The 19448-nt window shown below is 68.6% G+C and carries 24 protein-coding genes and 1 riboswitch; of the genes, 15 read left to right on the plus strand and 9 right to left on the minus strand.

The annotated features are described in order from the left end of the window. The first annotated feature begins 379 nt into the window (after window positions 1-379). Entirely contained in the window at window positions 380-1138 is a 759-nt protein-coding gene (locus tag ACLARN_RS11290; protein WP_409491292.1) for a D-Ala-D-Ala carboxypeptidase family metallohydrolase, read from the plus strand. 4 nt (window positions 1139-1142) lie between these two features. On the opposite strand, the gene ACLARN_RS11295 is transcribed toward ACLARN_RS11290, so the two are convergent. From ACLARN_RS11295 to ACLARN_RS11310, 4 genes are read right to left on the minus strand one after another with little or no spacing between them, the layout of a single operon-like run. Further along, window positions 1143-1775: an NUDIX domain-containing protein gene (locus ACLARN_RS11295; protein WP_409491293.1), complete on the minus strand. Its 633-nt coding sequence runs from the start codon at window positions 1773-1775 to the stop codon at window positions 1143-1145. Beyond that, entirely contained in the window at window positions 1772-2965 is a 1194-nt protein-coding gene (locus ACLARN_RS11300; RefSeq protein ID WP_409491294.1) for an adenylosuccinate synthetase, read from the minus strand. The genes ACLARN_RS11295 and ACLARN_RS11300 overlap by 4 nt, the downstream gene beginning before the upstream one ends. Beyond that, the gene (locus tag ACLARN_RS11305) at window positions 2962-3936 is read right to left on the minus strand and encodes a hypothetical protein (protein ID WP_409491295.1); all 975 of its coding nucleotides are present in this window, start codon (window positions 3934-3936) and stop codon (window positions 2962-2964) included. Before ACLARN_RS11305 ends, ACLARN_RS11300 begins: the two co-directional genes overlap by 4 nt. Before the next feature lie 2 nt (window positions 3937-3938). After that, on the minus strand, window positions 3939-4907 hold the full coding sequence (locus tag ACLARN_RS11310; RefSeq protein WP_409491296.1) for an adenylate cyclase: 969 nt from the start codon (window positions 4905-4907) through the stop codon (window positions 3939-3941). A gap of 175 nt (window positions 4908-5082) precedes the next feature. Between ACLARN_RS11310 and ACLARN_RS11315 the strand changes: the two genes are divergently transcribed. The 3 genes from ACLARN_RS11315 to ACLARN_RS11325 all read left to right on the plus strand — a co-directional run bounded on the left by ACLARN_RS11315 (window position 5083) and on the right by ACLARN_RS11325 (window position 6549). Beyond that, window positions 5083-5979: a hypothetical protein gene (locus ACLARN_RS11315; RefSeq protein ID WP_409491297.1), complete on the plus strand. Its 897-nt coding sequence runs from the start codon at window positions 5083-5085 to the stop codon at window positions 5977-5979. 61 nt (window positions 5980-6040) lie between these two features. Continuing rightward, the gene (locus ACLARN_RS11320) at window positions 6041-6427 is read left to right on the plus strand and encodes a hypothetical protein (protein WP_409491584.1); all 387 of its coding nucleotides are present in this window, start codon (window positions 6041-6043) and stop codon (window positions 6425-6427) included. After that, on the plus strand, window positions 6424-6549 hold the full coding sequence (locus ACLARN_RS11325) for a hypothetical protein (RefSeq protein ID WP_409491298.1): 126 nt from the start codon (window positions 6424-6426) through the stop codon (window positions 6547-6549). Before ACLARN_RS11320 ends, ACLARN_RS11325 begins: the two co-directional genes overlap by 4 nt. Window positions 6550-6552: 3 nt before the next feature. Here the strand turns inward: ACLARN_RS11325 and ACLARN_RS11330 are convergent, their stop codons facing one another. Then, window positions 6553-6930 (minus strand): hypothetical protein, encoded by a 378-nt coding sequence (locus ACLARN_RS11330; protein WP_409491299.1) that lies wholly within the window; start codon window positions 6928-6930, stop codon window positions 6553-6555. Between the two features lie 23 nt (window positions 6931-6953). Further along, window positions 6954-7172 (minus strand): hypothetical protein, encoded by a 219-nt coding sequence (locus ACLARN_RS11335; protein WP_409491300.1) that lies wholly within the window; start codon window positions 7170-7172, stop codon window positions 6954-6956. Here ACLARN_RS11335 and ACLARN_RS11340 point away from each other — a divergent pair. From ACLARN_RS11340 to ACLARN_RS11370, 7 genes are all read left to right on the plus strand, one after another. Next, window positions 7165-7533 carry a hypothetical protein gene (locus ACLARN_RS11340; RefSeq protein WP_409491301.1) on the plus strand — a complete coding sequence of 123 codons (369 nt, stop codon included), beginning with the start codon at window positions 7165-7167 and terminating at the stop codon, window positions 7531-7533. The two genes, ACLARN_RS11335 and ACLARN_RS11340, sit on opposite strands and share 8 nt — an antisense overlap. 239 nt (window positions 7534-7772) lie before the next feature. Continuing rightward, window positions 7773-8006, plus strand: a complete 234-nt coding sequence (locus ACLARN_RS11345) for a hypothetical protein (RefSeq protein WP_409491302.1) — start codon at window positions 7773-7775, stop codon at window positions 8004-8006. Window positions 8007-8043: 37 nt separating this feature from the next. Then, entirely contained in the window at window positions 8044-8655 is a 612-nt protein-coding gene (locus tag ACLARN_RS11350; protein ID WP_409491303.1) for a CDP-alcohol phosphatidyltransferase family protein, read from the plus strand. A gap of 88 nt (window positions 8656-8743) precedes the next feature. Next, window positions 8744-9127 carry a glycine cleavage system protein GcvH gene (gene gcvH / locus ACLARN_RS11355; RefSeq protein WP_409491304.1) on the plus strand — a complete coding sequence of 128 codons (384 nt, stop codon included), beginning with the start codon at window positions 8744-8746 and terminating at the stop codon, window positions 9125-9127. Window positions 9128-9252: 125 nt separating this feature from the next. Beyond that, complete coding sequence (gene garA / locus ACLARN_RS11360) at window positions 9253-9720, plus strand: glycogen accumulation regulator GarA (protein ID WP_076162071.1); 468 nt, start codon at window positions 9253-9255, stop codon at window positions 9718-9720. After that, complete coding sequence (locus ACLARN_RS11365) at window positions 9717-10478, plus strand: MerR family transcriptional regulator (RefSeq protein ID WP_409491305.1); 762 nt, start codon at window positions 9717-9719, stop codon at window positions 10476-10478. The genes garA and ACLARN_RS11365 overlap by 4 nt, the downstream gene beginning before the upstream one ends. 219 nt (window positions 10479-10697) lie before the next feature. Further along, the gene (locus tag ACLARN_RS11370; RefSeq protein WP_005150031.1) at window positions 10698-11171 is read left to right on the plus strand and encodes a bifunctional nuclease family protein; all 474 of its coding nucleotides are present in this window, start codon (window positions 10698-10700) and stop codon (window positions 11169-11171) included. A gap of 635 nt (window positions 11172-11806) precedes the next feature. Here the strand turns inward: ACLARN_RS11370 and ACLARN_RS11375 are convergent. After that, complete coding sequence (locus ACLARN_RS11375) at window positions 11807-12457, minus strand: TetR/AcrR family transcriptional regulator (protein WP_409491306.1); 651 nt, start codon at window positions 12455-12457, stop codon at window positions 11807-11809. A 267-nt stretch (window positions 12458-12724) separates the two neighbouring features. Between ACLARN_RS11375 and ACLARN_RS11380 the strand changes: the two genes are divergently transcribed. Together ACLARN_RS11380 and gcvP are read left to right on the plus strand one after the other, a co-directional pair. Further along, window positions 12725-13306, plus strand: coding sequence for a MerR family transcriptional regulator (locus tag ACLARN_RS11380; protein WP_076162065.1), 582 nt, complete (start codon window positions 12725-12727; stop codon window positions 13304-13306). 46 nt (window positions 13307-13352) lie between these two features. Then, a riboswitch (glycine riboswitch) is annotated at window positions 13353-13449 on the plus strand. Between the two features lie 169 nt (window positions 13450-13618). Continuing rightward, window positions 13619-16498 carry an aminomethyl-transferring glycine dehydrogenase gene (gene gcvP, locus ACLARN_RS11385; protein ID WP_409491307.1) on the plus strand — a complete coding sequence of 960 codons (2880 nt, stop codon included), beginning with the start codon at window positions 13619-13621 and terminating at the stop codon, window positions 16496-16498. 3 nt (window positions 16499-16501) lie between these two features. Here gcvP and ACLARN_RS11390 read toward each other — a convergent pair whose 3' ends face one another. Next, the gene (locus tag ACLARN_RS11390; protein ID WP_409491308.1) at window positions 16502-16864 is read right to left on the minus strand and encodes a nuclear transport factor 2 family protein; all 363 of its coding nucleotides are present in this window, start codon (window positions 16862-16864) and stop codon (window positions 16502-16504) included. Window positions 16865-16977: 113 nt separating this feature from the next. Here ACLARN_RS11390 and ACLARN_RS11395 point away from each other — a divergent pair, with 113 nt between their 5' ends. Further along, window positions 16978-17805 (plus strand): helix-turn-helix domain-containing protein, encoded by an 828-nt coding sequence (locus ACLARN_RS11395; RefSeq protein ID WP_409491309.1) that lies wholly within the window; start codon window positions 16978-16980, stop codon window positions 17803-17805. Between the two features lie 46 nt (window positions 17806-17851). Then, window positions 17852-18679: an aldo/keto reductase gene (locus ACLARN_RS11400; protein ID WP_409491310.1), complete on the plus strand. Its 828-nt coding sequence runs from the start codon at window positions 17852-17854 to the stop codon at window positions 18677-18679. Window positions 18680-18759: 80 nt separating this feature from the next. Here the strand turns inward: ACLARN_RS11400 and ACLARN_RS11405 are convergent, their stop codons facing one another. Next, on the minus strand, window positions 18760-19446 hold the full coding sequence (locus ACLARN_RS11405) for a hypothetical protein (protein WP_409491311.1): 687 nt from the start codon (window positions 19444-19446) through the stop codon (window positions 18760-18762). Window positions 19447-19448 lie beyond the last annotated feature (2 nt).

The raw sequence follows: 19448 nt of genomic DNA on the forward strand, positions 1-19448 counted from the left end.
CAAGATCAAGATAAGCCCGCCGCTCGGCGAGCAGCTTCCGCGGCCCCTGAGGCAACCGCGTCTGACGGATCTCGAACAACACAACCCCTGAACAAGTCAGGTGTTGCAACCACCACTAGAACCCAAGGGGAAGGGGGCCTTCACGCGCCCGTGCGGTGGGTGAGGGACTGCCGATGGCGAGGTAGCGAAGGCCTCCTTCCCTACCTTGAGAGTAGGCAAGGAGTCCTTCACGGACTGAAGCCTCCACGACCGTCGCTGTGGGTCGAACGACCCACAGCGTGACATCCGGAACCGCGTTAGGCTCCGAGGCAGTGAATCGTTGACAACCCGTGGGGGTCACGGGTCTCTCACCTTCCCTGCCTTGAAAGGTGTTCCTGTCATGCGCATTCGTCTTTTACTGCCGATGCTCGCCCTGGTGGCCGGGCTCGGTACCGCGGTGGCCGCTCCGGCCGCCGCCGATCCGGGTCCGGTGACGGCGGGCGACGTGGCCGCCGCCGACGCCTGTTACTCCTGGGGACGCACGCTGTCCGAGGGCGCGTCCGGTGAGGACGTCCGTCAGTTGCAGATCCGCGTGGCCGGCTACCCCGGTTACGGTGGCGTGCTGGCCATCGACGGCCAGTTCGGCGCGGGCACCAAGGCCGCGGTCACCCGGTTCCAGCAGGCGTACGGGCTGGGCGCGGACGGCATCGCCGGATCGGCCACGTTCACGAAGCTCTACGCGTTGCAGGACGACGACTGCACGCCGGTCAACTTCACCTACGCCGAACTGAACCGCTGCAACTCCGACTGGTCGGGCGGCAACGTCTCACCCGCGACGGCGAAGGCCAACGCGCTGGTGTCGATGTGGAAGCTGCAGGCGATGCGGCACGCCATGGGCGACCGGCCGATCGACGTGAACGGCGGCTTCCGCAGCGTCGCCTGCAACAACGCGGTCGGCGGGGCGACCAACAGCCGTCACCTCTACGGGGACGCTGTCGACCTCGGGGCCGGCGCGCAGGGCTTCTGCGGGCTGGCGAAGCAGGCCCGCAACCACGGGTTCAGTGAGATCCTCGGCCCGGGCTACCCCGGCCACAACGATCACACGCATGTGGCGCACCGGTCCAGCCGGTTCTGGTCGGCGTCCTCCTGCGGCATCTGATCCGTCACTCCCAGCGCCACAGCGAAGGCGGCCGTCCTCCCTTGGGGAGGGCGGCCGCGTGCTCGGTGGTCCGCCGCAACCCGGGGACCCGCTCCATGATCCGGCCGAGATTGGCCGGATAGGGACGGTCTCCGGTCAGCGCTTCGGTCGCGTCGAGGGCTTGTGCCGTCGTGAAGGTCGGTCCCAGCAGCCCGGCGGTGAAGGCGACGTCCCGCCAGAGCCGCTCGGCCAGCAGCGGACGGCAATCCGCCACGATCCGGTCGTGGTCGAACGCCAGCGGCGGGACCGCGTCCAGCGGAGTCCACACCACGTTCCCCGGATCGTCGAGCGCGGGATCCGTGGTGGCCCACAAGGCGATGGAGAGCGTGGGCCCCCGGGGATCGCGATTCGGCTCGTCGAAGGTGGTGAGCTGCCCCGTCGCCGAAAGCGCGTCCGGCGGCAGTCCGAGCTTGGTGACGGCCGCCCGGCCCGCCGCCTCCCGCAACCGCTCCCCGCGCCCGAGCAGCACCCCGGGCAGGGCGAGTTCCCCTTCGAAGGGCTCGGCGGCTCGTGGCGCGACTCCCAGCAGCACGGTTCTGGTGCCGGGAGCGAACCTCACCACCAGCACGTCCACGGACACCGGCGTCGACTCGATCACGCGTTGATTGTCGACCTTGCCTCCGCGACCCGGTAACCGGCCCTGTCGGGGCCGTACCCGGCGACCGCCACCGGCAGCCGGGCACCGAACCACGCCAGCGGATCCGGTAGCCCGACGGCGACGTGACCGTCATCGGGCACGACCCGCAGGCCGGTCGCGTCGAGATGGGTCACCGCGAGCGCGTCCACGCCGTCGCAGACCGCGATCGCGTAGTCCAGGAGCGCCTCGTCGAGATCGCCCGCCCGCCACGCGCCCTGGTACTCACCGGTGTCGTTGTGCGCCTCGGGGAACCGGGCGAGCACGGAGGCGGACTCGGTGGGGAGCGGCCCCGCGCCGTGCCGGGTGAGGTAGGTCCGCGTGACACCCAGTACGGCGTGCGGGCGCCCGCCCAGTAGTTCGCGGGCGTTGTGCGGGGTGGTGGTGGACCAGGTCGTATGCGGGTGGAACCCGTGATGCTGGTCGAGGAGAGCCCCCTGCGCTCCCTCGAAAACCAGCCGCCCGGAATCCGCGAGCCGACCCGTTTCGCCGCTGTCGGTGATCCGCACCGCGTCCGCGAAATCGCGGTACAGCGCCACCAGTTCGTCCACGCTGTGCGGCGAAGTGGCGAGCGGGGCGTAGAACCGGGCAAGCGCGTCGAGCTTGCGCCGCAGCACCGACGGCCGGGCGCAGTCCGCGACCGTCGGCGCGTCACCCGGTGTCCCGAGCACCTCCTGGCTCTCCACCACATCGCCCGGCGCGGCCCCGGGCAACAGCGAGTACCAGACGGTCTCGCCGATGCCCTTCCCGCACGAACCATGCCGTTTCGCGCCGCGCGCCTCCTCTCTCGCCCGATTGGCGTGGATGTGGAACGGGGTCGTGAGCAGCGCCTGCCCGTCCACGCTCAGCAGCGAGAGCGGATTCCGGACGCCGACGGTTTCCAGCTGCCGGGCTTCGGCGGCCAACGCGAACGGCTCGACCAGCACGAACCGCGAAAGGTGGGTGGGCACCTCGGCGAACGTGCCCGCCCCGAACTGACTGAAGGTGTGATGGCGTCCGTTCGCGACGACGTTGTGCGCGGCCTGCGCACCCCCGTTGAAGCGGACGACGGCGGTGGTCGGCCGGTCGGCGCAGAGCGCGTCGACCACGGCTCCCTTGCCTTCGTCGCCGAAGCCGAGCCCGACCACCACCACATGTCCGTCGAGGAGGTTCACCGCAGCACCACGTCGTCCGGGCCGGCGAGCTCGGGCACCGCCGAGGTCACGACAGTCCTGGTACCCAGTTTCGCCAGTGCCTTGCCGACCGCCCTGCTCTCGGCCACCGAACCGACGTCCGTGAGGTCGGCGAGAGCCCGATCGACGTCGACGACCTGTTCCTCCAGCCCGATCGTGGCCGCGATCAGTTCGCACACCGCGCCGGGGTCGTCGAGTTTGAGGAAGTTCTGGCCGAGCAGGCCGCTCCAGTGCTCGCCGATCTCCGGGTCGTTGTAGTACGACGACTGGTTCGGCAGCACGAAGTAGACGTGCCACTTGCGGGCCAGCTCCCGGTACACCGAAGCGGGATCGATGTCCTCCCGCACGTCGTCACCGAGCACCCGGCGGATGTGGCGGGCCTCCAGCGCGGGCTTGTTCAGCTCGTCGCCGATGATGAACAGGTAGCCCTTGCGGCCGCGGTTCTGCCACGCGTCGGTGACCACGTGCCGGGCCATGAAGTACGCGGCCAGTTCGTAGGACTCGCTCTTCTGGCCGCCGCCACCGCCTTCGAGGAAGATCGTGCGCAGCTGTTCGTCCATCCGGTTGTCCGATTCGAACTGCCCGATCTGCAACGGGACCCGGTCGCTGTCGGCGTCGCCGATCGCGCCGAACAGGACCTGCGGGTCGGTCAGATAGCCTCGGCGCTTCAGCAGGCCGTGCAGTTTGCCGAGCTTGCCCTGCATGATCCGCGGCACGCGGCGCATCGAGCCGGTGACGTCGAACAGCACCGCGATCGGCGTCGAATCGGCGTGGTCGGCCGAATCCCGGCACTCGCGGACGGCGTTCGCCGGATCGAGTGCTCGTGCGGCCTTCCACGTGGAAGCGGGCTTCTTGCGAAGACCGGCGCTGTAGCCGAAATCGTCCTCGCCCTTGGCCGCGCGGAAGGTCTTCGCGGCGGCGTAGGCGTTGTCGTCCCAGTGTCCGTGTCCCATGGTCAAACTCCTGTCTCGGGGATGATGAACGGTCGGAAGGTGCGGGGCCCGTACAGCTCGCCGAGCAGGTCGTCGTACTCGTCGAGCAGATCGGCGGCGTCGGGCCGCCGTCCCGGGGATTCCTGGGTGCACCACGTCGCGAACTCGCGTTGCCGGGTTTCCTGTGGTGCCAGCAGGGAAAGCATCAGGCTGTGCAGCATGTGGACGTCGGTGGCCGCGGTCATCGGTAGTCCTTTGTGGACCTCGGGCGGGTAGTCGAGGGACTGGTCGGCCGCAAGGGGGAGCGCACCGTCTTCGACGGCGAAGGACCAGCCGGCCAGGACGATGCCGTGCTGCTCGGGGTGGACCAGCACGTTGTCCGCGGTGAGATGGCCGTGGACGACACCCGCGCGGTGCGCGCCCGCCACCGCGCGCAGCAGACGCCGGTGCATCCAGGCGTAGTCGCGGCCGTCGAGACCGTCCGGGTAGGCCTTAGCGATGTCGGCGAGGGTGATGAACCCGTCGACGAGCGGATCGAGGACGCTGAACGCGCGGTCGCCCCGCGCCACCGGACCCGAGGTGTCGAGCAGTCGCGGATAGTACGGGCGCAGCCAGCGGTGGCGTTCGGTGAAGCCGTCGAGCGTGCGCAACGCCGCCCATTCGGCGTGGATCAGCGGATTGAGTGCCGGGTTGCGCACGATTTTGACCAGATGAGGGCCGGTGGTGCGATAGGTCGTCGCGATGCTGCCCACCGCGTGCGGCTGGGTGAGGGTGTACGCCGCTGTCGCGGTGGTGACCGTTCGATGGCGGGATTGCTTCCAGTCGGCATAGAGGCGATTGAGGGTGGCGGCCGCCTTATGGGCCCGCGGGTCGCCGGGATTGCGGTCCGGGTGCAGCGCGGCCGCCAATTCGCGGTAGCGGTGGCTGGCGAACAGAGTGGCCGCGTCGACCGAGTTCTCGATCATCGTCACGGCTGCGTCCCTGGTGAGCATAGTTTGAGTCTATACGACTCTTACTTGGTGTGACAAGAGGATCCCCGGAAATGATCTCGTCGGCATAAATCCCGTGCCCGCCGGTCCGCGCGATGCCTACCCTGGAGCGACTGTCCGGGGGTGATCGGCGATATTCCAGGAACTGTCGCGGGAAGGCGAGCGGCGAGCCCGAGCTGTGGCGGGCCTGGTCGTCCTGGGAGTCGTTCTGGGGGTTCTCGCGGCCTTCCTCGGTCGATGGACCGCCGAGGGGCTGGCCGGTACCTACGCCGTGCGCGCGGTGGTCAGCGAGGTGGACTCCACGACCACTGAAGGACAGAACGGTCCGCACACCACCTATGAGGTCCAGGCGATCACCGAAGACCGTCGTGTGATCGAACTGCCGGTAAGGGCGGAATTCAGCCGCGGGGAGCCCGTGGTCGCCCGGCTTTCCTCACTGACGGACCGGGTGCAGTCCGTGCGCGGCGTGACCGCCGAAGTGGAAGCCCATCACCCGTGGGAGAAGATCGCCGCGATGTCAGTAGGCGGTTTGCTCCTGGTGGTCGGCGTCATCGTGGCGTGGTCGGTCCGCCGTCCACTGTCGGCCAGGCTGGGGACGCCGCGAGCGTTGCCGTCGTTCCTGGCCGGTGTCGTCCTGGCCGCGTTCGTCGTGCTGACGCCGGTCGGCTTCGGCGGGACGGCCTATCGTGCGGGGGTCGATCCCCACCTGAAGCTGTGGAAGTACGGGCGTGAGGCCGGGGAGCCCCCGGCGGTCAGGAGGGGGGAGACCCTCGTGGCCGGGGACCTGACACTGCGCGTGACCGGTCTCGTGCCGGAGCCACCTGAAGGGGCTGCGGCGTGGCTGGGCGATTTCCGGGTCCTCGCGCTTCGGGTCGAGGCGACCGGGCTGGGCGATACCTCACTGAAGCTGTCCGCCGACGCGCACGGCGAGCCGGAGCGGGTCGAAGGCTGCGCGGGTGCTCCGGGCGCTTTCGACGGCACCGCGGGCCTGGTCTGTTTCGTGGTCCCGCCCGGCTACCGTCCTGGATACCTGCTCGTCGGGGAACGCGACCGTGAAGTGTTGTTGGTGCTGTAGGCGAGAAGGGGACTCCTTGTCGGGGAAACGAAGGGCGGCCGGAATCTTTTGGCAGGTGTTGATGGCCGTGGTCCCGTTCTTCGTCCTGATGGGTGCCGTCTGGTGGGCAGTCGGCGACGACGTGCGTGAGTTGAGCACCGGCGAGGACGTCGCGGTCATCGAGATATCGGGATGTACCTCGGAGGGATCGCCGGTGAACGGTCAGGCCCCGTACTGCAAAGGAAAGTGGCGGTTCGCCGACGGGCGCGTCGGCGGTGGCAGGATCTTCGGCGGCGCAACCGCCGAAGGTGACACGGTGTTCGCCGGCGACGGGTTCGCCTATCGGTCGAAGTCGTCGCTGATCTGGAGTGTGGTCATGATCGGCGCGGTCGGGGTCGGCATGCTGGGCGTGGTGATCGGGGTCGGGGTGGCTTACCTGCGGGACAAGGCCCGGCGGCTTCGTGAGTGACCACAGCCAACTGCGGCAAGGTGACCGCGCCCCGGGAAGGGTTCTCCTCCCCGGGGCAGAAGTTCGAGGCGTGCACCATGCACGGCGCGAACCGCAGGACCCCGATCGTCCGGGGCGGCTGAGGTTCAGGAGCGGGTCGCCTCGATCTGCCGTTCGTCCTCGGTCGAGCAGCTGGTCACCGGATCGTTCGGCCCGCTCCCGCACGTCCAGGCGCCGATCACCACCGGCCCGGGGCCCTGCGGCGAAGCGGCTTCGGCGGGGGTCAGCTTGGTGAAGTAGTCCGTGAGCACCTGCGTCGCTTCGGCGCAGTCGGTCTTCCCGTGCGCGACGACCTTGTTCTTCGCGCCCTGGAGCCCGGTGACCTCGCCGCACGGTGTTCCGGCGGGCGCTTTTTCGGCGGCGGGGGACGACGGCGCCGGCGCGGCCGACGGGGCGGGATCGGCACCGCAGCCGCTCAGCACGGCGACGGCCAGCAAGACGGGGAGTGCGGAGAAGCTCTTCATGGGCCCTTCTTCTCGGGGATGGTTCATTCGACGGGTACGACGGCGGCGAACACGTTCTGCTCGCCCTTGCTGCAACTGGTGCCGCCTTGGGCGGCGGGAGCGCCGGAGACGCACAGCCACCCGTCGACGGTCTCGCTGACCGGCTCGTCCGAGCCCGCGGACTGGCGTCCGGCGATCGTCTTGTGGAACGAGCCGACGACCCCGGTCGCGTCCGCGCAGGAGACCCCGGGCCCGTTGAGCACCTGGAGGGTCAACCCGCTCGCCGCGGTGACCGTCCCGCACGAACCCTGTACCGGTTCAGCGGGCTTGGGTTCGGTGGCGGCTTTCGGGGCACTGGACGGACTCGGCGCGGTCTGCGAAGGGATCGGCGGTACCGACGCGCTGGTCACGTTCGAAGGGACTGTGGGCGGCGAGACCGACATGGAGGTGACAGGCGGTGGCGGATCTTCGCCCGAACAGGCGGCGAGCGCTCCCGCGGCGGCACAGGCCGCGAACAGGCGCCGCCACGTTCCCGTGGTCGTCGAGACGGGCAAGGCGATCCTTTCGTCGGCCGTTCCTGGCCTGCCCATTCTGGCCTGGGCGAGCCCGATGCCGTGGCATTGAGCCACGTTCGATTCGCGGGAGGTTATCGCGCCGACGGCGCGGCGGTACGCGAGGACTGCTCGATCACTGTCCATTGTGGACGATTAACATGCCGTTCACAACGCGACAACACCCCGCTGTCGTCGCGAACCGATCGGACGAATCCGGCGCCGGGTCGTTAACGCCAGGCCCTGTTCTGCCGAAAACAAAGGTAGCGCTCCGGCGTGTCCCAAGTCCCCGTCACCGAAACCGTGAGAGCGATGAAGACCGACGAACAGAACGATCCCGCGTCATTCGAGGCCACCGCACCGGCGAGCGCGGACCTGCCACCCACGGCACCGTGCACCGTCGTCTGGTGCGGCGGCCGCCCGTACGTCCTGGAGAGTTCCACCGGCCACACCCGCTGGATGGGTACCGACCATCGGGGCAGGCCCGTGGCGCTGACCAGCGCGGACCTGCAACGCCGCGGCTGGAGCCACACCCGGGCCAGCTGACGCGGGAGAAGCTGCCACCGCTGGATAGGCTGAGCGGGTGAGTACGCCCCCCGAACCGAGCGTGACCAGCGAAGAGCCTTCTTTGCTGCGGCAGGCCCTGAACGTTCCCAACATGCTTTCGATCCTCCGGCTCGCCGGAGTGCCGGTCTTCCTGTGGCTGCTCCTCGGCCCGAAGGAGGACGGCTGGGCGCTCGCGCTGCTCGTGTTCAGCGCGCTCACCGACTGGCTCGACGGCAAACTCGCCCGCTGGCTCAACCAGATGTCGCGGCTCGGTCAGCTGCTCGACCCCGCCGCGGACAGGCTCTACATCCTCGCGATCCTCATCGCCTTCCTGATCCGCGACATCGTCCCGTGGTGGGTGGTGGTCCCGCTGGTCGTCCGCGAGGCGGTGCTGGGGGTCTGCGTGCTGCTGCTGCGGCATCGCGGGTTCGCCCCGCCGGAGGTCACCTACATCGGCAAGGGCGCCACCTTCGTGCTGATGTACGCCTTCCCGCTCCTGCTGCTCACCCAGGGTGGTTCCGACATCGCCGCGATCGCCCGCCCGATCGGCTACGCCTTCACGGCGTGGGGTGCGGTCCTGTACGTCTATTCGGGCGTGCTTTACGTCGTCCAGACGATCCGGGCCCTGCGAACAGCCGATCGCGACTAGCTTCCGGGAGGCGCCGGGCGCTCGCCCCGGCGGGATGCGAAACTGCGCGCGTCGGTTTCGAGCGAGGGCAGCAGAAAGGGGAGCGGCGTTGTCCACTCCAGAAGAACTGCGTTACACCGAAGAGCACGAGTGGGTCTCCGTGCGCGACGGAGCGCTCGTGCGCGTGGGCATCACGGAGTACGCCCAGGACCAGCTCGGTGACGTGGTGTTCGTCGACCTGCCGGAGGTCGGCAAGCAGGTCGGCTCCGGCGACGCGTTCGGCGAGGTCGAATCGACCAAGAGCGTTTCGGAGCTGTTCGCCCCGCTCGACGGCGAGGTGGTCGCGGTCAACGACGCGGTGACCGAGTCGCCCGAGCTGATCAACAGCGACCCCTATGGTGAGGGCTGGCTGATCGAGCTCCGTCTCGACGACGCGAGCACGGTCGAATCCCTGCTCGAGGCCGAGGCGTACCAGGCACTGATCAAGGAATAGCCGCAGGCCGCGGCGCTGGGGTCCGAGTAGGGGGAGCCGCGGACCGGAGATTCGATCAGGCACGGTACGTTTGTCCTCTGCACGTTCTTGAGTAGTGGCAACACACATGCGTTAGGAGAGCTCAGGTGAGCACGAACGACGGGCCCGGCGTTCCCCCGGAGCAGTCTCCGGAGCGGACTTCTGTCTTCCGGGCCGACTTCCTGGCCGACGTCGAAGGCACTGAGGCTCCTCCGGCTGCCGAGGCCCCCGTCCAGGGTGTGGACGCGCTGCCCGCGGGTTCCGCGCTGCTGGTCGTGAAGCGGGGCCCGAACGCGGGTTCGCGCTTCCTGCTGGACCGCGACACCACCAGTGCGGGACGGCACCCGGACAGCGACATCTTCCTCGACGACGTCACGGTTTCCCGGCGGCACGCCGAGTTCCGCCGTGAGGGTGGCGAGTTCGTCGTCATCGACGTCGGCAGCCTCAACGGCACCTACGTCAACCGCGAGCCGGTCGACCAGGCCGTTCTCGCCGGTGGCGACGAGGTGCAGATCGGCAAGTTCCGCCTGGTCTTCCTGACCGGTCCGGGTTCCGGGGGCCAGGGGGCACAGTGACGGCGGCCGGGCGGCCTGATCGGGATGCGTCGCAGCGCGATGGGTTGAGCATCGGGGCCGTGCTGGCACAACTGCGCGGCGACTTCCCCGATGTCACCATCTCCAAGATCCGGTTCCTTGAGGCGGAAGGTCTGGTCCAGCCGGGCCGGACCCCGTCGGGGTACCGGCAGTTCGCTCCGGCGGACGTGGAGCGGTTGCGGTTCGTCCTGTCCGCCCAGCGGGATCACTACCTGCCGCTGAAGGTCATCAAGGAACAGCTGGACGCGGCGGATCAGGGTGCCGCGCTCTCGGCGGAGGTGCCCAAGCCGCCGCGGAAACTCGTTTCGCTCGACACCCCGGGGGAGAACGGTGGACTGCCGTCCCCCGGGGATTTCGAATGCGATCGCGAGATCAGGCTGACCGAGGAAGATCTGCTCCGCCAGGCAGGCATCGACGCCGCCACCCTGGCTGAGCTGCGGCAATACGGTCTCGTCCGCCCAGGTGCGGCGGGGTTCTTCGATCCCGACGCGGTCCTCGTGGCGAAGACCGTGAAAGCGATGACCGAATTCGGTATCGAGCCGAGACATCTGCGTGCCTTCCGGGCCGCGGCCGACCGCGAGGTCGGCCTGCTGGAGCAGATCGTGACTCCGGTGTATCGGCACCGTGACGAGGACGCCCAGGCGAGGGGCGACGAGGTCGTCCGCGAGCTCGCCGCACTGACCGTGGCGTTACATACGCTCTTGGTGAAGGCCGGAATACGGGCCGTCACGGGCGGTTGACCGGTTTCGAGGACCGGGAACCGTTGTGAGGCCACTTGTCAATGACTGAATGTTCGGCACCCAATGCCGTACCGTGAGAGTTGGGTTTGCCGCGAGCGAACCGAGGATGTCGGAGACAGCGAGCACAGCGCTCGGAAGACGGGTAGCGTCGGGATTGCCGTCGCTTGATCGTCGAGACAAGCGTTGCAGCCCGTGCGCACGAGAGGGAGGCGAAGCCCGATGAGCGAGATGCGCGTCGTCGGCGTGCGGGTGGAGCTACCCGCGAATCAGCCGATCTTGTTGCTACGGGAAACCGAAGGCGAGCGCTACCTGCCGATCTGGATCGGCTCGGTCGAGGCCACGGCCATCGCCTTGGAGCAGCAGGGAGTCCGCCCGGCCCGACCGCTGACCCATGACCTGCTCAAAGAGGTCATCGGGGCACTGGGCCGCGAGCTGGAACAGGTCGTCATCACCGACCTGAAGGAAGGCACGTTCTTCGCGGAGCTGGTCTTCGACGGGGACATCCGGGTTTCGGCGCGGCCCAGCGATTCGGTGGCGCTGGCACTGCGGGTGGGGGTCCCGATCCACGCCGTGGACGCGGTGCTGGAGGAAGCGGGCCTCATCATCCCCGATGAGCAGGAGGACGAGGTCGAGAAGTTCCGCGAGTTCCTCGACTCCGTATCGCCGGAGGACTTCCGCGGCGCGGACACCTGATCCGTATCGCGAGATCTTGAAGAAGGGGCGGCGCCGGTGGCGCCGCCCCTTCTTCGTACTTGCGGTGGTTCACCGGCGGCCGGTGGGGTTCCCAATGTCGCATTTGAGACGCTCAGCGTCTCAAATGCGACATTGGGAACGAGTCGGTGAGCTCTGCGCGGGGAGCCCTTGCCCGTTCGAAGTACATGAAGGCCCCCTTCCTTGCGTCAGGCGCAGGGTCCCGGCAAAGTCGAGATCTTGCAGGTCAGGCGGCTATTCGCCGCCTGCGTGAGGCTGACGATGAAGGAATCGGGACGTTGAGTGTCCCCATTCCTTCACCGTCACGGGTCACACCGGTTGCGGAGCCCCCTGAGCGGGGAGGATTCCGGACGTTCAACGTCCGGAATCCTCCCCGCTCGACCCTTTCGGGCACTAGCGATATCAAGCCCGGATTACCAAGAGCAGCGCTGACCAGCAGCTCTGCGACTTTGCCGGGACCCTGCGCCTGGCGCAAGGAAGGGGGCCTTCATGTACTTGGGAAGGTGCTTCTTCGGCTGAGCAGAGGGAAGGGCTCACCCGCCACCGTTGTGACTGGTGGTGCCTCTGGTTCCGGCTCATCCGCCGGGCTCTTCAGCTCCACGAGCGCAACTAGAGGACTAAACGCGAGCCGCGGTGGCCCGGGTGAACAGGTCCGCCAGTTCCCGCCCGTACCGGTCCAGGTCCAGCTTCGGGTCCGTCGCGAACTTCGCGGCGACGCCGTCGATGGCCTGCGCGATCGACAGCGCCATCACGTCCGGCGCGAAGTCGCCGAAAGCGCCTTCTTCCTGGCCTTGCCGCAGCTGACGCTGGAGCCTGCCGGTGCGGAACTCTTCGACGATCGGCGCGGACATGAACCAGCCCTCCGCGTCCGAACCGCTCGAAGCCATCTCGACCATGACCCGCACCAGCTCCGGGTACGAGCCGAGGAACTCGATCTCCGCCTCGATGTAGCCGCGCAGCAGCCCGGCCCGGTCGGTCGTGCCCTGGATCCGCTCCTCGAGGAACTTGTCCTTCATCCCGGTCGCGGTGGTGACCACGGCCTGCATCAGGCCGGCCTTGTTGGTGAAGTGGTAGGAGATGATCCGGGTGCTGGACAGCCCGGCCCGTTCTTTGATCTTCGCGAAGGACGTCTTGTGGTAGCCGAGATCGGAGATCGTCGCGATGGTGGCGCCGACGATCTGGGCCCGGCGGGCGGTCTCGGTGACCGACAGTCCGAGCTCCGCCTGAACCTCGCTCGCGGCGCTTTCGGTAGAGGGAGTTACTTGCATGAGTAAAAAATAACACGGCTGAGTAAAACTGGCAAGCGTGCGGCCGAACGGGGGACTGTTCCTGGCAAGCCTCAAGAAGGACTTGAGGTTGACCGCGCGTCGCGTTGACCGCTTTGCCGGACGCGCTTACCGTCAATGGAGGTAAATCGCCAAGGTGTGATTCGGATGTCTGGGGCATCCGTCTTGACGGTTGACTCCGGTGCGGACTCACATGGGTCCGCGCGGCTTTGTTCGCCGGCCGCCAGGTCGGGCGAGGGGAGGCATGGCGTGGTCGAGGCTGGTAGCCCTCAAGAGCCGCTCGTTCCGGTCGCAGACGGCGAGCAGGGCGAGCTGTTCCCCGACTCTTCCCTCCCGGACGAACTCGTCGGCTACCGCGGTCCCGCCGCCTGCCAGATCGCCGGGATCACCTACCGGCAGCTCGACTACTGGGCCCGTACGAAGCTGGTCGCGCCGAGTATCCGCACGGCACACGGCTCCGGCTCGCAACGGCTGTACTCGTTCAAGGACATTCTCGTCCTGAAGGTCGTCAAGCGGCTGCTGGATACAGGTGTCTCGTTGCAGAACATCCGGGTCGCGGTCGATCACCTGCGCCTGCGCGGTGTCCGCGACCTCGCCAGGGTCACCCTGTTCTCCGACGGCACCACCGTCTACGAGTGCACCTCGCCCGAAGAGATCGTCGATTTACTGCAAGGCGGCCAGGGCGTTTTCGGCATCGCCGTCAGCGGTGCGATGCAGGAGATCAGCGGCACCATCCACGAGTTCCAGGCGGAACGCGCCGACGGCGGCACGATCGAAACCGTCACGCCGGATGAGCTCACGCAGCGCCGTAACGCACGTCGCACCGGCTGATCATGAAGCCGCGCGAGCGGCAAGGTAGGCTCACTTCCGCGGTCGACGAATCCGCGCGGGAGAGACCGAGCCGATAAGAGCTCGGCGCCGAAGGAGCAAGTCCTCCCCGGAACCTCTCAGGCACCCTGGACCGCGCGGACTAGACGCCTCTGGAAAGTGAGTCGTCAGGTCATCCCCTGGCGGCTCCGCCGACGGTGCAAGCCCGACTCAACCCACGGGCGAAACTCTCAGGCGCCCCACGGGGGTACGGACAGAGTGGGGAGGGCCAGGACAATCGTCCCGGCCTCACCCCCGCGTCTTGGGAGGTCCCCGATGGAGCCTGTTTCACTGGCCGCTCTCGAATCCGGAACCCCCTTCGCGGACCGGCACATCGGACCAGGTTCCGAAGAACTCACGCGCATCCTCGACGTCGTCGGCGTCTCGTCGCTCGACGAACTGGCCGAGCGGGCCGTCCCCGCGTCGCTGCGGGAATCCGCGACACCGCCGGACCTGCCGCCGCCCGCCACCGAGACCGGCGCGCTCGCCGAACTCCGCGCACTGGCCGCGCGCAACCGGCCGATGATCCAGATGATCGGCCTCGGCTACCACGACACCGTGACCCCGCCGGTGATCCGCCGCAACGTGCTGGAGAGCCCGGCCTGGTACACCGCGTACACGCCGTATCAGCCGGAGATCTCGCAGGGCCGCCTCGAAGCCCTCCTCAACTTCCAGACCATGGTCGCCGATCTGACCGGCCTGCCGATCGCCAACGCGTCCATGCTGGACGAGGCGACCGCGGCGGCGGAGGCGATGACCTTGGTCCGCCGCGCCGGAAAGTCGAAGTCGAACCGGTTCGTCGTCGACGAGGACACCCTGCCCCAGACGATCGAGGTCCTGCGCACCCGCGCCGAACCGCTCGGCATCGAACTGGTGACCGCCGACCTGTCCCAGGGCATCACCGGGCTCGGCCTCGGTGGCGATTTCTTCGGCGTGCTGCTGTCCTATCCCGGCGCGTCCGGGGTCGTCCGCGAATGGGACCACACCATCGCCGAGGCCAAGGCGCTGGGCGCGGCCGTGGTGATGGCCGCGGATCCGCTGGCCTTGACCCTGCTGCGGTCGCCGGGTGAGCTCGGCGCCGATGTCGCGGTCGGGTCGACGCAGCGGTTCGGTGTGCCGATGGGCTTCGGCGGCCCGCACGCCGCGTACCTCGCCGTTCGGCAAGGTCTCGAACGGCAGCTGCCCGGCAGGCTCGTCGGCGTCTCGAAGGACGCCGACGGCGCGCTCGCCTATCGGCTCGCGCTGCAGACCCGCGAGCAGCACATCCGCCGCGAGAAGGCCACCAGCAACATCTGTACCGCGCAGGTGCTCCTGGCGGTCATCGCGTCGATGTACGCGGTGTACCACGGTCCCGAAGGCCTGCGTGCCATCGCGAACCGCGCGCACCGGATGGCGACGGTGTTCGCGGCCGGGCTCGCCGAGAGCGGTGTGGACGTCGTGCACTGCGAGTTCTTCGACACCGTCATGGTGGCGGTTCCCGGCCGTGCGGCCAGTGTCGTCGGCACCGCCAGGGAACTCGGCGTCAACCTCCGGCTGGCGGACGCGGACCACGTCGCCGTCGCGTGTGACGAGACGACGACCCGTGAGCACCTTTCCCTGGCGTGGAAGGCGTTCGGCGTCGCGGTGTCCGATGTGGACTCGCTCGACGCGGACACCGCCGACGGTTTTCCGCCGGACCTGCGCCGCACCAGCGAGTACCTGACGCATCCCGTCTTCCACGCGCACCGCTCGGAAACCGCGCTGCTGCGGTACCTGCGGGCGTTGTCCGACAAGGACGTCGCGCTCGACCGCAGCATGATCCCCCTCGGCTCGTGCACGATGAAACTCAACGCCACGGCCGAAATGGAGCCGATCACCTGGCCCGAGTTCGCCGGACTGCACCCGTTCGCACCCGCCGAGGACGCGGCCGGGCTGCTGTCCATCGTCAAGGATCTGGAGCACTGGCTGGCCGGGATCACCGGCTACGACGCGGTTTCCCTGCAACCGAACGCCGGCAGCCAGGGCGAGTTCGCCGGTTTGCTGGCGATCCGCGCCTACCACCGCGAACGCGGGAACGCGGCGCGCGACGTCTGCCTGATCCCGTCGAGCGCGCACGGGACGAACGCGGCCAGCGCGGTGATGGCCGGGATGCGCGTGGTCGTCGTGAAATGTGACGACGAGGGCAACATCGACGTCGGCCACCTCAAGTCCACAGTGGACGAGCACGCGGACGACCTGGCCGCGATCATGATCACCTACCCGTCGACACACGGCGTGTACGAGGACACCGTCCGCGAGGTCTGCGCGCTGGTGCACGACGCGGGCGGCCAGGTGTACGTCGACGGAGCGAACCTGAACGCGCTGATCGGGGTCGCGCAGTACGGCAGGTTCGGCGCCGACGTCTCGCATCTCAACCTGCACAAGACCTTCTGCATCCCGCACGGTGGCGGCGGTCCCGGCATCGGCCCGATCGGCGTCCGCGCGCATCTGGCGCCGTACCTGCCGAACCACCCGCTGCAACCGGACGCCGGCCCGGCGACCGGCGTGGGCCCGATCAGCGCCGCGCCGTGGGGGAGCGCGTCGATCCTGCCGATCTCCTGGGCCTACATCCGGATGATGGGCGCCGAGGGCCTCAGGCGTGCGACCCTGACCGCGGTCGCGAACGCCAACTACGTCGCCAAGCGCCTCGCTGAGCACTACCCGGTGCTCTACTTCGGACACGAGGGACTCGTGGCGCACGAATGCATCCTCGATCTGCGCGCGCTCACCAAGCGGACCGGTGTCACCGTCGACGACGTCGCCAAGCGGCTCGCCGACTACGGGCTTCACGCGCCGACGATGTCCTTCCCGGTCGCGGGAACCCTGATGGTGGAGCCCACCGAGAGCGAGGATCTCGGCGAACTCGACCGGTTCTGCGACGCGATGATCGCGATCCGCGGTGAGATCGAGAAGGTCGCCGCGGGGGAGTGGCCGGTGGCCGAAAGCCCGCTGCGCAACGCCCCGCACACCGCGCGCTGCCTCGCCGGGGAGTGGGATCGCCCGTACAGCAGGGAGATCGCGGTCTTCCCGGCAGGTTTCACCGCCGCGAAGATCTGGCCCCCGGTGCGGCGGATCGACGGGGCCGCGGGTGACCGCAACCTCGTCTGCTCCTGCCCGCCGCCGGAGGCCTTCGCCTGAGCGTCAGCCGGGCATCTTGTCCAGAAAGCCCAGCACCTGCTTGATCCGGCCGTCCTCGACGGTGATGACGTCGAAGCCGATCGCCAGCGGCTCTTCCGCGCCCTCCGGGCCGAGGTACCACTGGAACCGCGCGATGTCGTGGTGCGCGTCGGGGATCGACGGCAGGCTGAACCTCAAACCCGCGAACTGGGCCTGCGCACCGGCGATGAAACCGTCGACGCCGTCGTGCCCGGTGACCGCGCCCAGCGGGTCGGTGTAGGCGGTGTCCTCGGTGAACACTTCGGCGATGAGCGTGCGGCGCTTGTCCGCGTCCGTCTCGTTCCACACGGCGATGTACTGCTCGGCGACGCGCTGGATGTCCGACATGGTGGCTCCATTTTCTTTGGTGGGTAACCGATGCCGCAACTCTGTCCGGTGAAGGTGGGTCCCGTCGATTACGCGTGAGGTAATGGCGGCCCGGCACCCTTGGCCGTAGGTTCGTGATCGTGACGACCACTTTGACGCCCGCCCGCGCGGGCCGCCCCGTCGGCGAACTGCTGCGGGAATGGCGTGACCGCCGCCGGATCAGCCAGCTCGATCTCGCCATCTCCGCGGAGATCTCGACCAGGCACCTGAGTTTCGTGGAGACCGGCCGGTCCAAGCCCAGCCGTGACATGGTGCTGCGGCTGGGTGAACATCTGGAGGTGCCCTTGCGGGAACGCAACCAGCTGCTCCTGGCGGCGGGCTTCGCGCCCGCGTATCCGGAGAGCGGCCTGGGTGACCCGGAACTGGCGGCGGTCCGCCAGGCGGTGCGGCAGTTGATGACCAGTCACGAGCCCTACCCGGCCGCCGTCGTCGACCGGGGGTGGAACCTGGTCGACGCCAACGCGAGCGTGTCGATCATGACCGGCCTGGTCTCGCCGACCTTGATGACGCCGCCGGTCAACGTGCTCCGGCTGACCCTGCACCCGGAGGGGATGGCGCCGTACGTGCTGAATCTGGGGGAGTGGCGCGCCCATCTGCTCGGCAGGCTGCGGCGCCAGGTGACCCAGACGGCTGACCCGGTCCTGACCGAGCTGCTGGAGGAGCTGCTCACCTATCCGTGTGACGATCCCGCCCCCGAGGTGGAGGTCCCCGGTCCGGGCGACATCTTCGTCCCACTACGGCTACGGCACGACGGGGTGGATCTCACCTTCTTCAGCACGGTCTCCACCTTCGGGACGCCGCTGGACATCACGGTCGCCGAGCTGGTGATCGAGTCGTTCTTCCCCGCCGACACGGCCACGGCGGAGTATCTGCGCGCGCATGCCCGGCACGGGGTGGAATGATGCGGGGCAGGAAACCCTGCCGCAGACCAGTGAGGATTCTTCTTCCATGGCCGTGTCTTCCGTCGTCCTGAACAACGAGGTAGTCATCCCCCAACTCGGTTTCGGCGTCTGGCAGGTGCCCGCGGGCGACACGGCCAAGGTCGTCCGGACCGCGATCGAGGCCGGGTACCGCAGCATCGACACCGCCGCGTCGTACCGGAACGAAGCAGGCGTTGGTGAGGCGATCCGCTCGGCGGGTGTGCCTCGCGACGAACTGTTCATCACCACCAAGTTGCCGAATCCCGGCCACGGCTACGACGAGGCGCTGCGCGCGTTCGACGCCAGCCTGGCCGAGCTGGGCCTGGACCGGGTCGACCTGTACCTGATCCACTGGCCGATGCCGACCCGCGGCAAGTACGTCGAAACCTGGCGGGCGCTGGAAAAGCTCTACGCCGACGGCCGGGCGCGGGCCATCGGGGTGTCGAACTTCCACGCCCCGCACCTGAAGCGGCTGTTCGACGAGACGGGGATCGTGCCCGCGGTCAACCAGATCGAGCTGCATCCCCGGCTCCAGCAGAAGGCGCTGCGGGAGTTCCACGCCGAGCACGGCATCGTCACCGAGGCGTGGAGCCCGCTCGCGCAGGGATCGCTGCTCTCGGACCCGACCCTGACCGCGCTCGCGGCCAAGTACGGCAAGAGCCCGGCGCAGCTGGTCTTGCGCTGGCATTTACAGCTGGGCACGGTGGCCATCCCGAAATCCGTGACCCCGTCCCGGATCCGCGAGAACTTCCACGTCTTCGACTTCGAACTCGCCGAAGACGACCTCGCCGCTCTTGCCGAGTTCGACAACGGAACGCGCACCGGCCCGGACCCGGACACCTTCGACCTGGTCTAGCTGAAGGGGACTTTCCCCGCGTCTCACGCGGCGAAGGGCGCTTTCCCCGCATGCGATGCGGGGAAAGCGCCCTTCAACTCTCAGGTGGCCTTGATGCCCGCGGCGGCGAAGTCGGCCTGCTGGGCGGGCTGCTGCAGGAACTGCCGGAACGTCTGCGAGGCGCGCATCTGGACCTCGTCGATGCTCTTGCCGGCGAGTCCGACGAGCGGGTAGTCGGCCGATCGCGCGGTCGCGACCGACTGGGCGGGCGAACCGACCAGTTCGGGCTTCGCGGTGTTCAGCTCGGTCACCCAGTAGGAGGACTCGGGGATCCAGGCGGCGGGGAGGCCGCCGATGGAGTCCAGGTTCGTCCGTCCGACGAGGCCGTCGAGCACGGAAGCGGAGGGCAGCGCGTCGATCTGGATGATCACGCAGTGGTCGCGGACCACGGTCGCGGCGTTGTTCCACCGGTCGGCCGCCGCCCGGAGCGGCTTCTCGATGCTGGGGGTGACGATGATCCGCATCGGCGTGTCACCGGCGCTGCACGCCTTGGCCTGGGCTTCGGCACGGGTGTTGAGCTCCCCGTCCGCCCAGTTCCAGCCGAACACGCCGATCGCGACCAGGACCACGAGGACCAGGCAGGCGATGGGCCACTTGGCGATGCGGCGTCGCGGGGCCTTCTTCCCGACGATCCGGTGCGAACCGGTCGCCTCGCCGCGCCCCTCAAGCCGCTTCGGCGGGTCGAGGGGATGCGGCACCGGCTCCTCGGCCACGCTGTGTCGCCCCATCG

This window comes from Amycolatopsis sp. cmx-11-12 (genome assembly GCF_046269425.1).
Classification (GTDB): Bacteria; Actinomycetota; Actinomycetes; order Mycobacteriales; family Pseudonocardiaceae; genus Amycolatopsis.

Excerpts from the sequence above, each read along its gene's own strand:
- ACLARN_RS11290 (WP_409491292.1), top strand. The coding sequence starts at position 380 with ATGCGCATTCGTCTTTTACTGCCGATGCTCGCCCTGGTGGCCGGGCTC.
- ACLARN_RS11305 (WP_409491295.1), bottom strand. The coding sequence starts at position 3,936 with ATGGGACACGGACACTGGGACGACAACGCCTACGCCGCCGCGAAGACC.
- ACLARN_RS11310 (WP_409491296.1), bottom strand. The coding sequence starts at position 4,907 with ATGCTCACCAGGGACGCAGCCGTGACGATGATCGAGAACTCGGTCGAC.
- ACLARN_RS11320 (WP_409491584.1), top strand. The coding sequence starts at position 6,041 with ATGGCCGTGGTCCCGTTCTTCGTCCTGATGGGTGCCGTCTGGTGGGCA.
- ACLARN_RS11330 (WP_409491299.1), bottom strand. The coding sequence starts at position 6,930 with ATGAAGAGCTTCTCCGCACTCCCCGTCTTGCTGGCCGTCGCCGTGCTG.
- ACLARN_RS11345 (WP_409491302.1), top strand. The coding sequence starts at position 7,773 with ATGAAGACCGACGAACAGAACGATCCCGCGTCATTCGAGGCCACCGCA.
- ACLARN_RS11370 (WP_005150031.1), top strand. The coding sequence starts at position 10,698 with ATGAGCGAGATGCGCGTCGTCGGCGTGCGGGTGGAGCTACCCGCGAAT.
- ACLARN_RS11375 (WP_409491306.1), bottom strand. The coding sequence starts at position 12,457 with ATGCAAGTAACTCCCTCTACCGAAAGCGCCGCGAGCGAGGTTCAGGCG.
- gcvP (WP_409491307.1), top strand. The coding sequence starts at position 13,619 with ATGGAGCCTGTTTCACTGGCCGCTCTCGAATCCGGAACCCCCTTCGCG.
- ACLARN_RS11390 (WP_409491308.1), bottom strand. The coding sequence starts at position 16,864 with ATGTCGGACATCCAGCGCGTCGCCGAGCAGTACATCGCCGTGTGGAAC.
- ACLARN_RS11400 (WP_409491310.1), top strand. The coding sequence starts at position 17,852 with ATGGCCGTGTCTTCCGTCGTCCTGAACAACGAGGTAGTCATCCCCCAA.
- ACLARN_RS11405 (WP_409491311.1), bottom strand. The coding sequence starts at position 19,446 with ATGGGGCGACACAGCGTGGCCGAGGAGCCGGTGCCGCATCCCCTCGAC.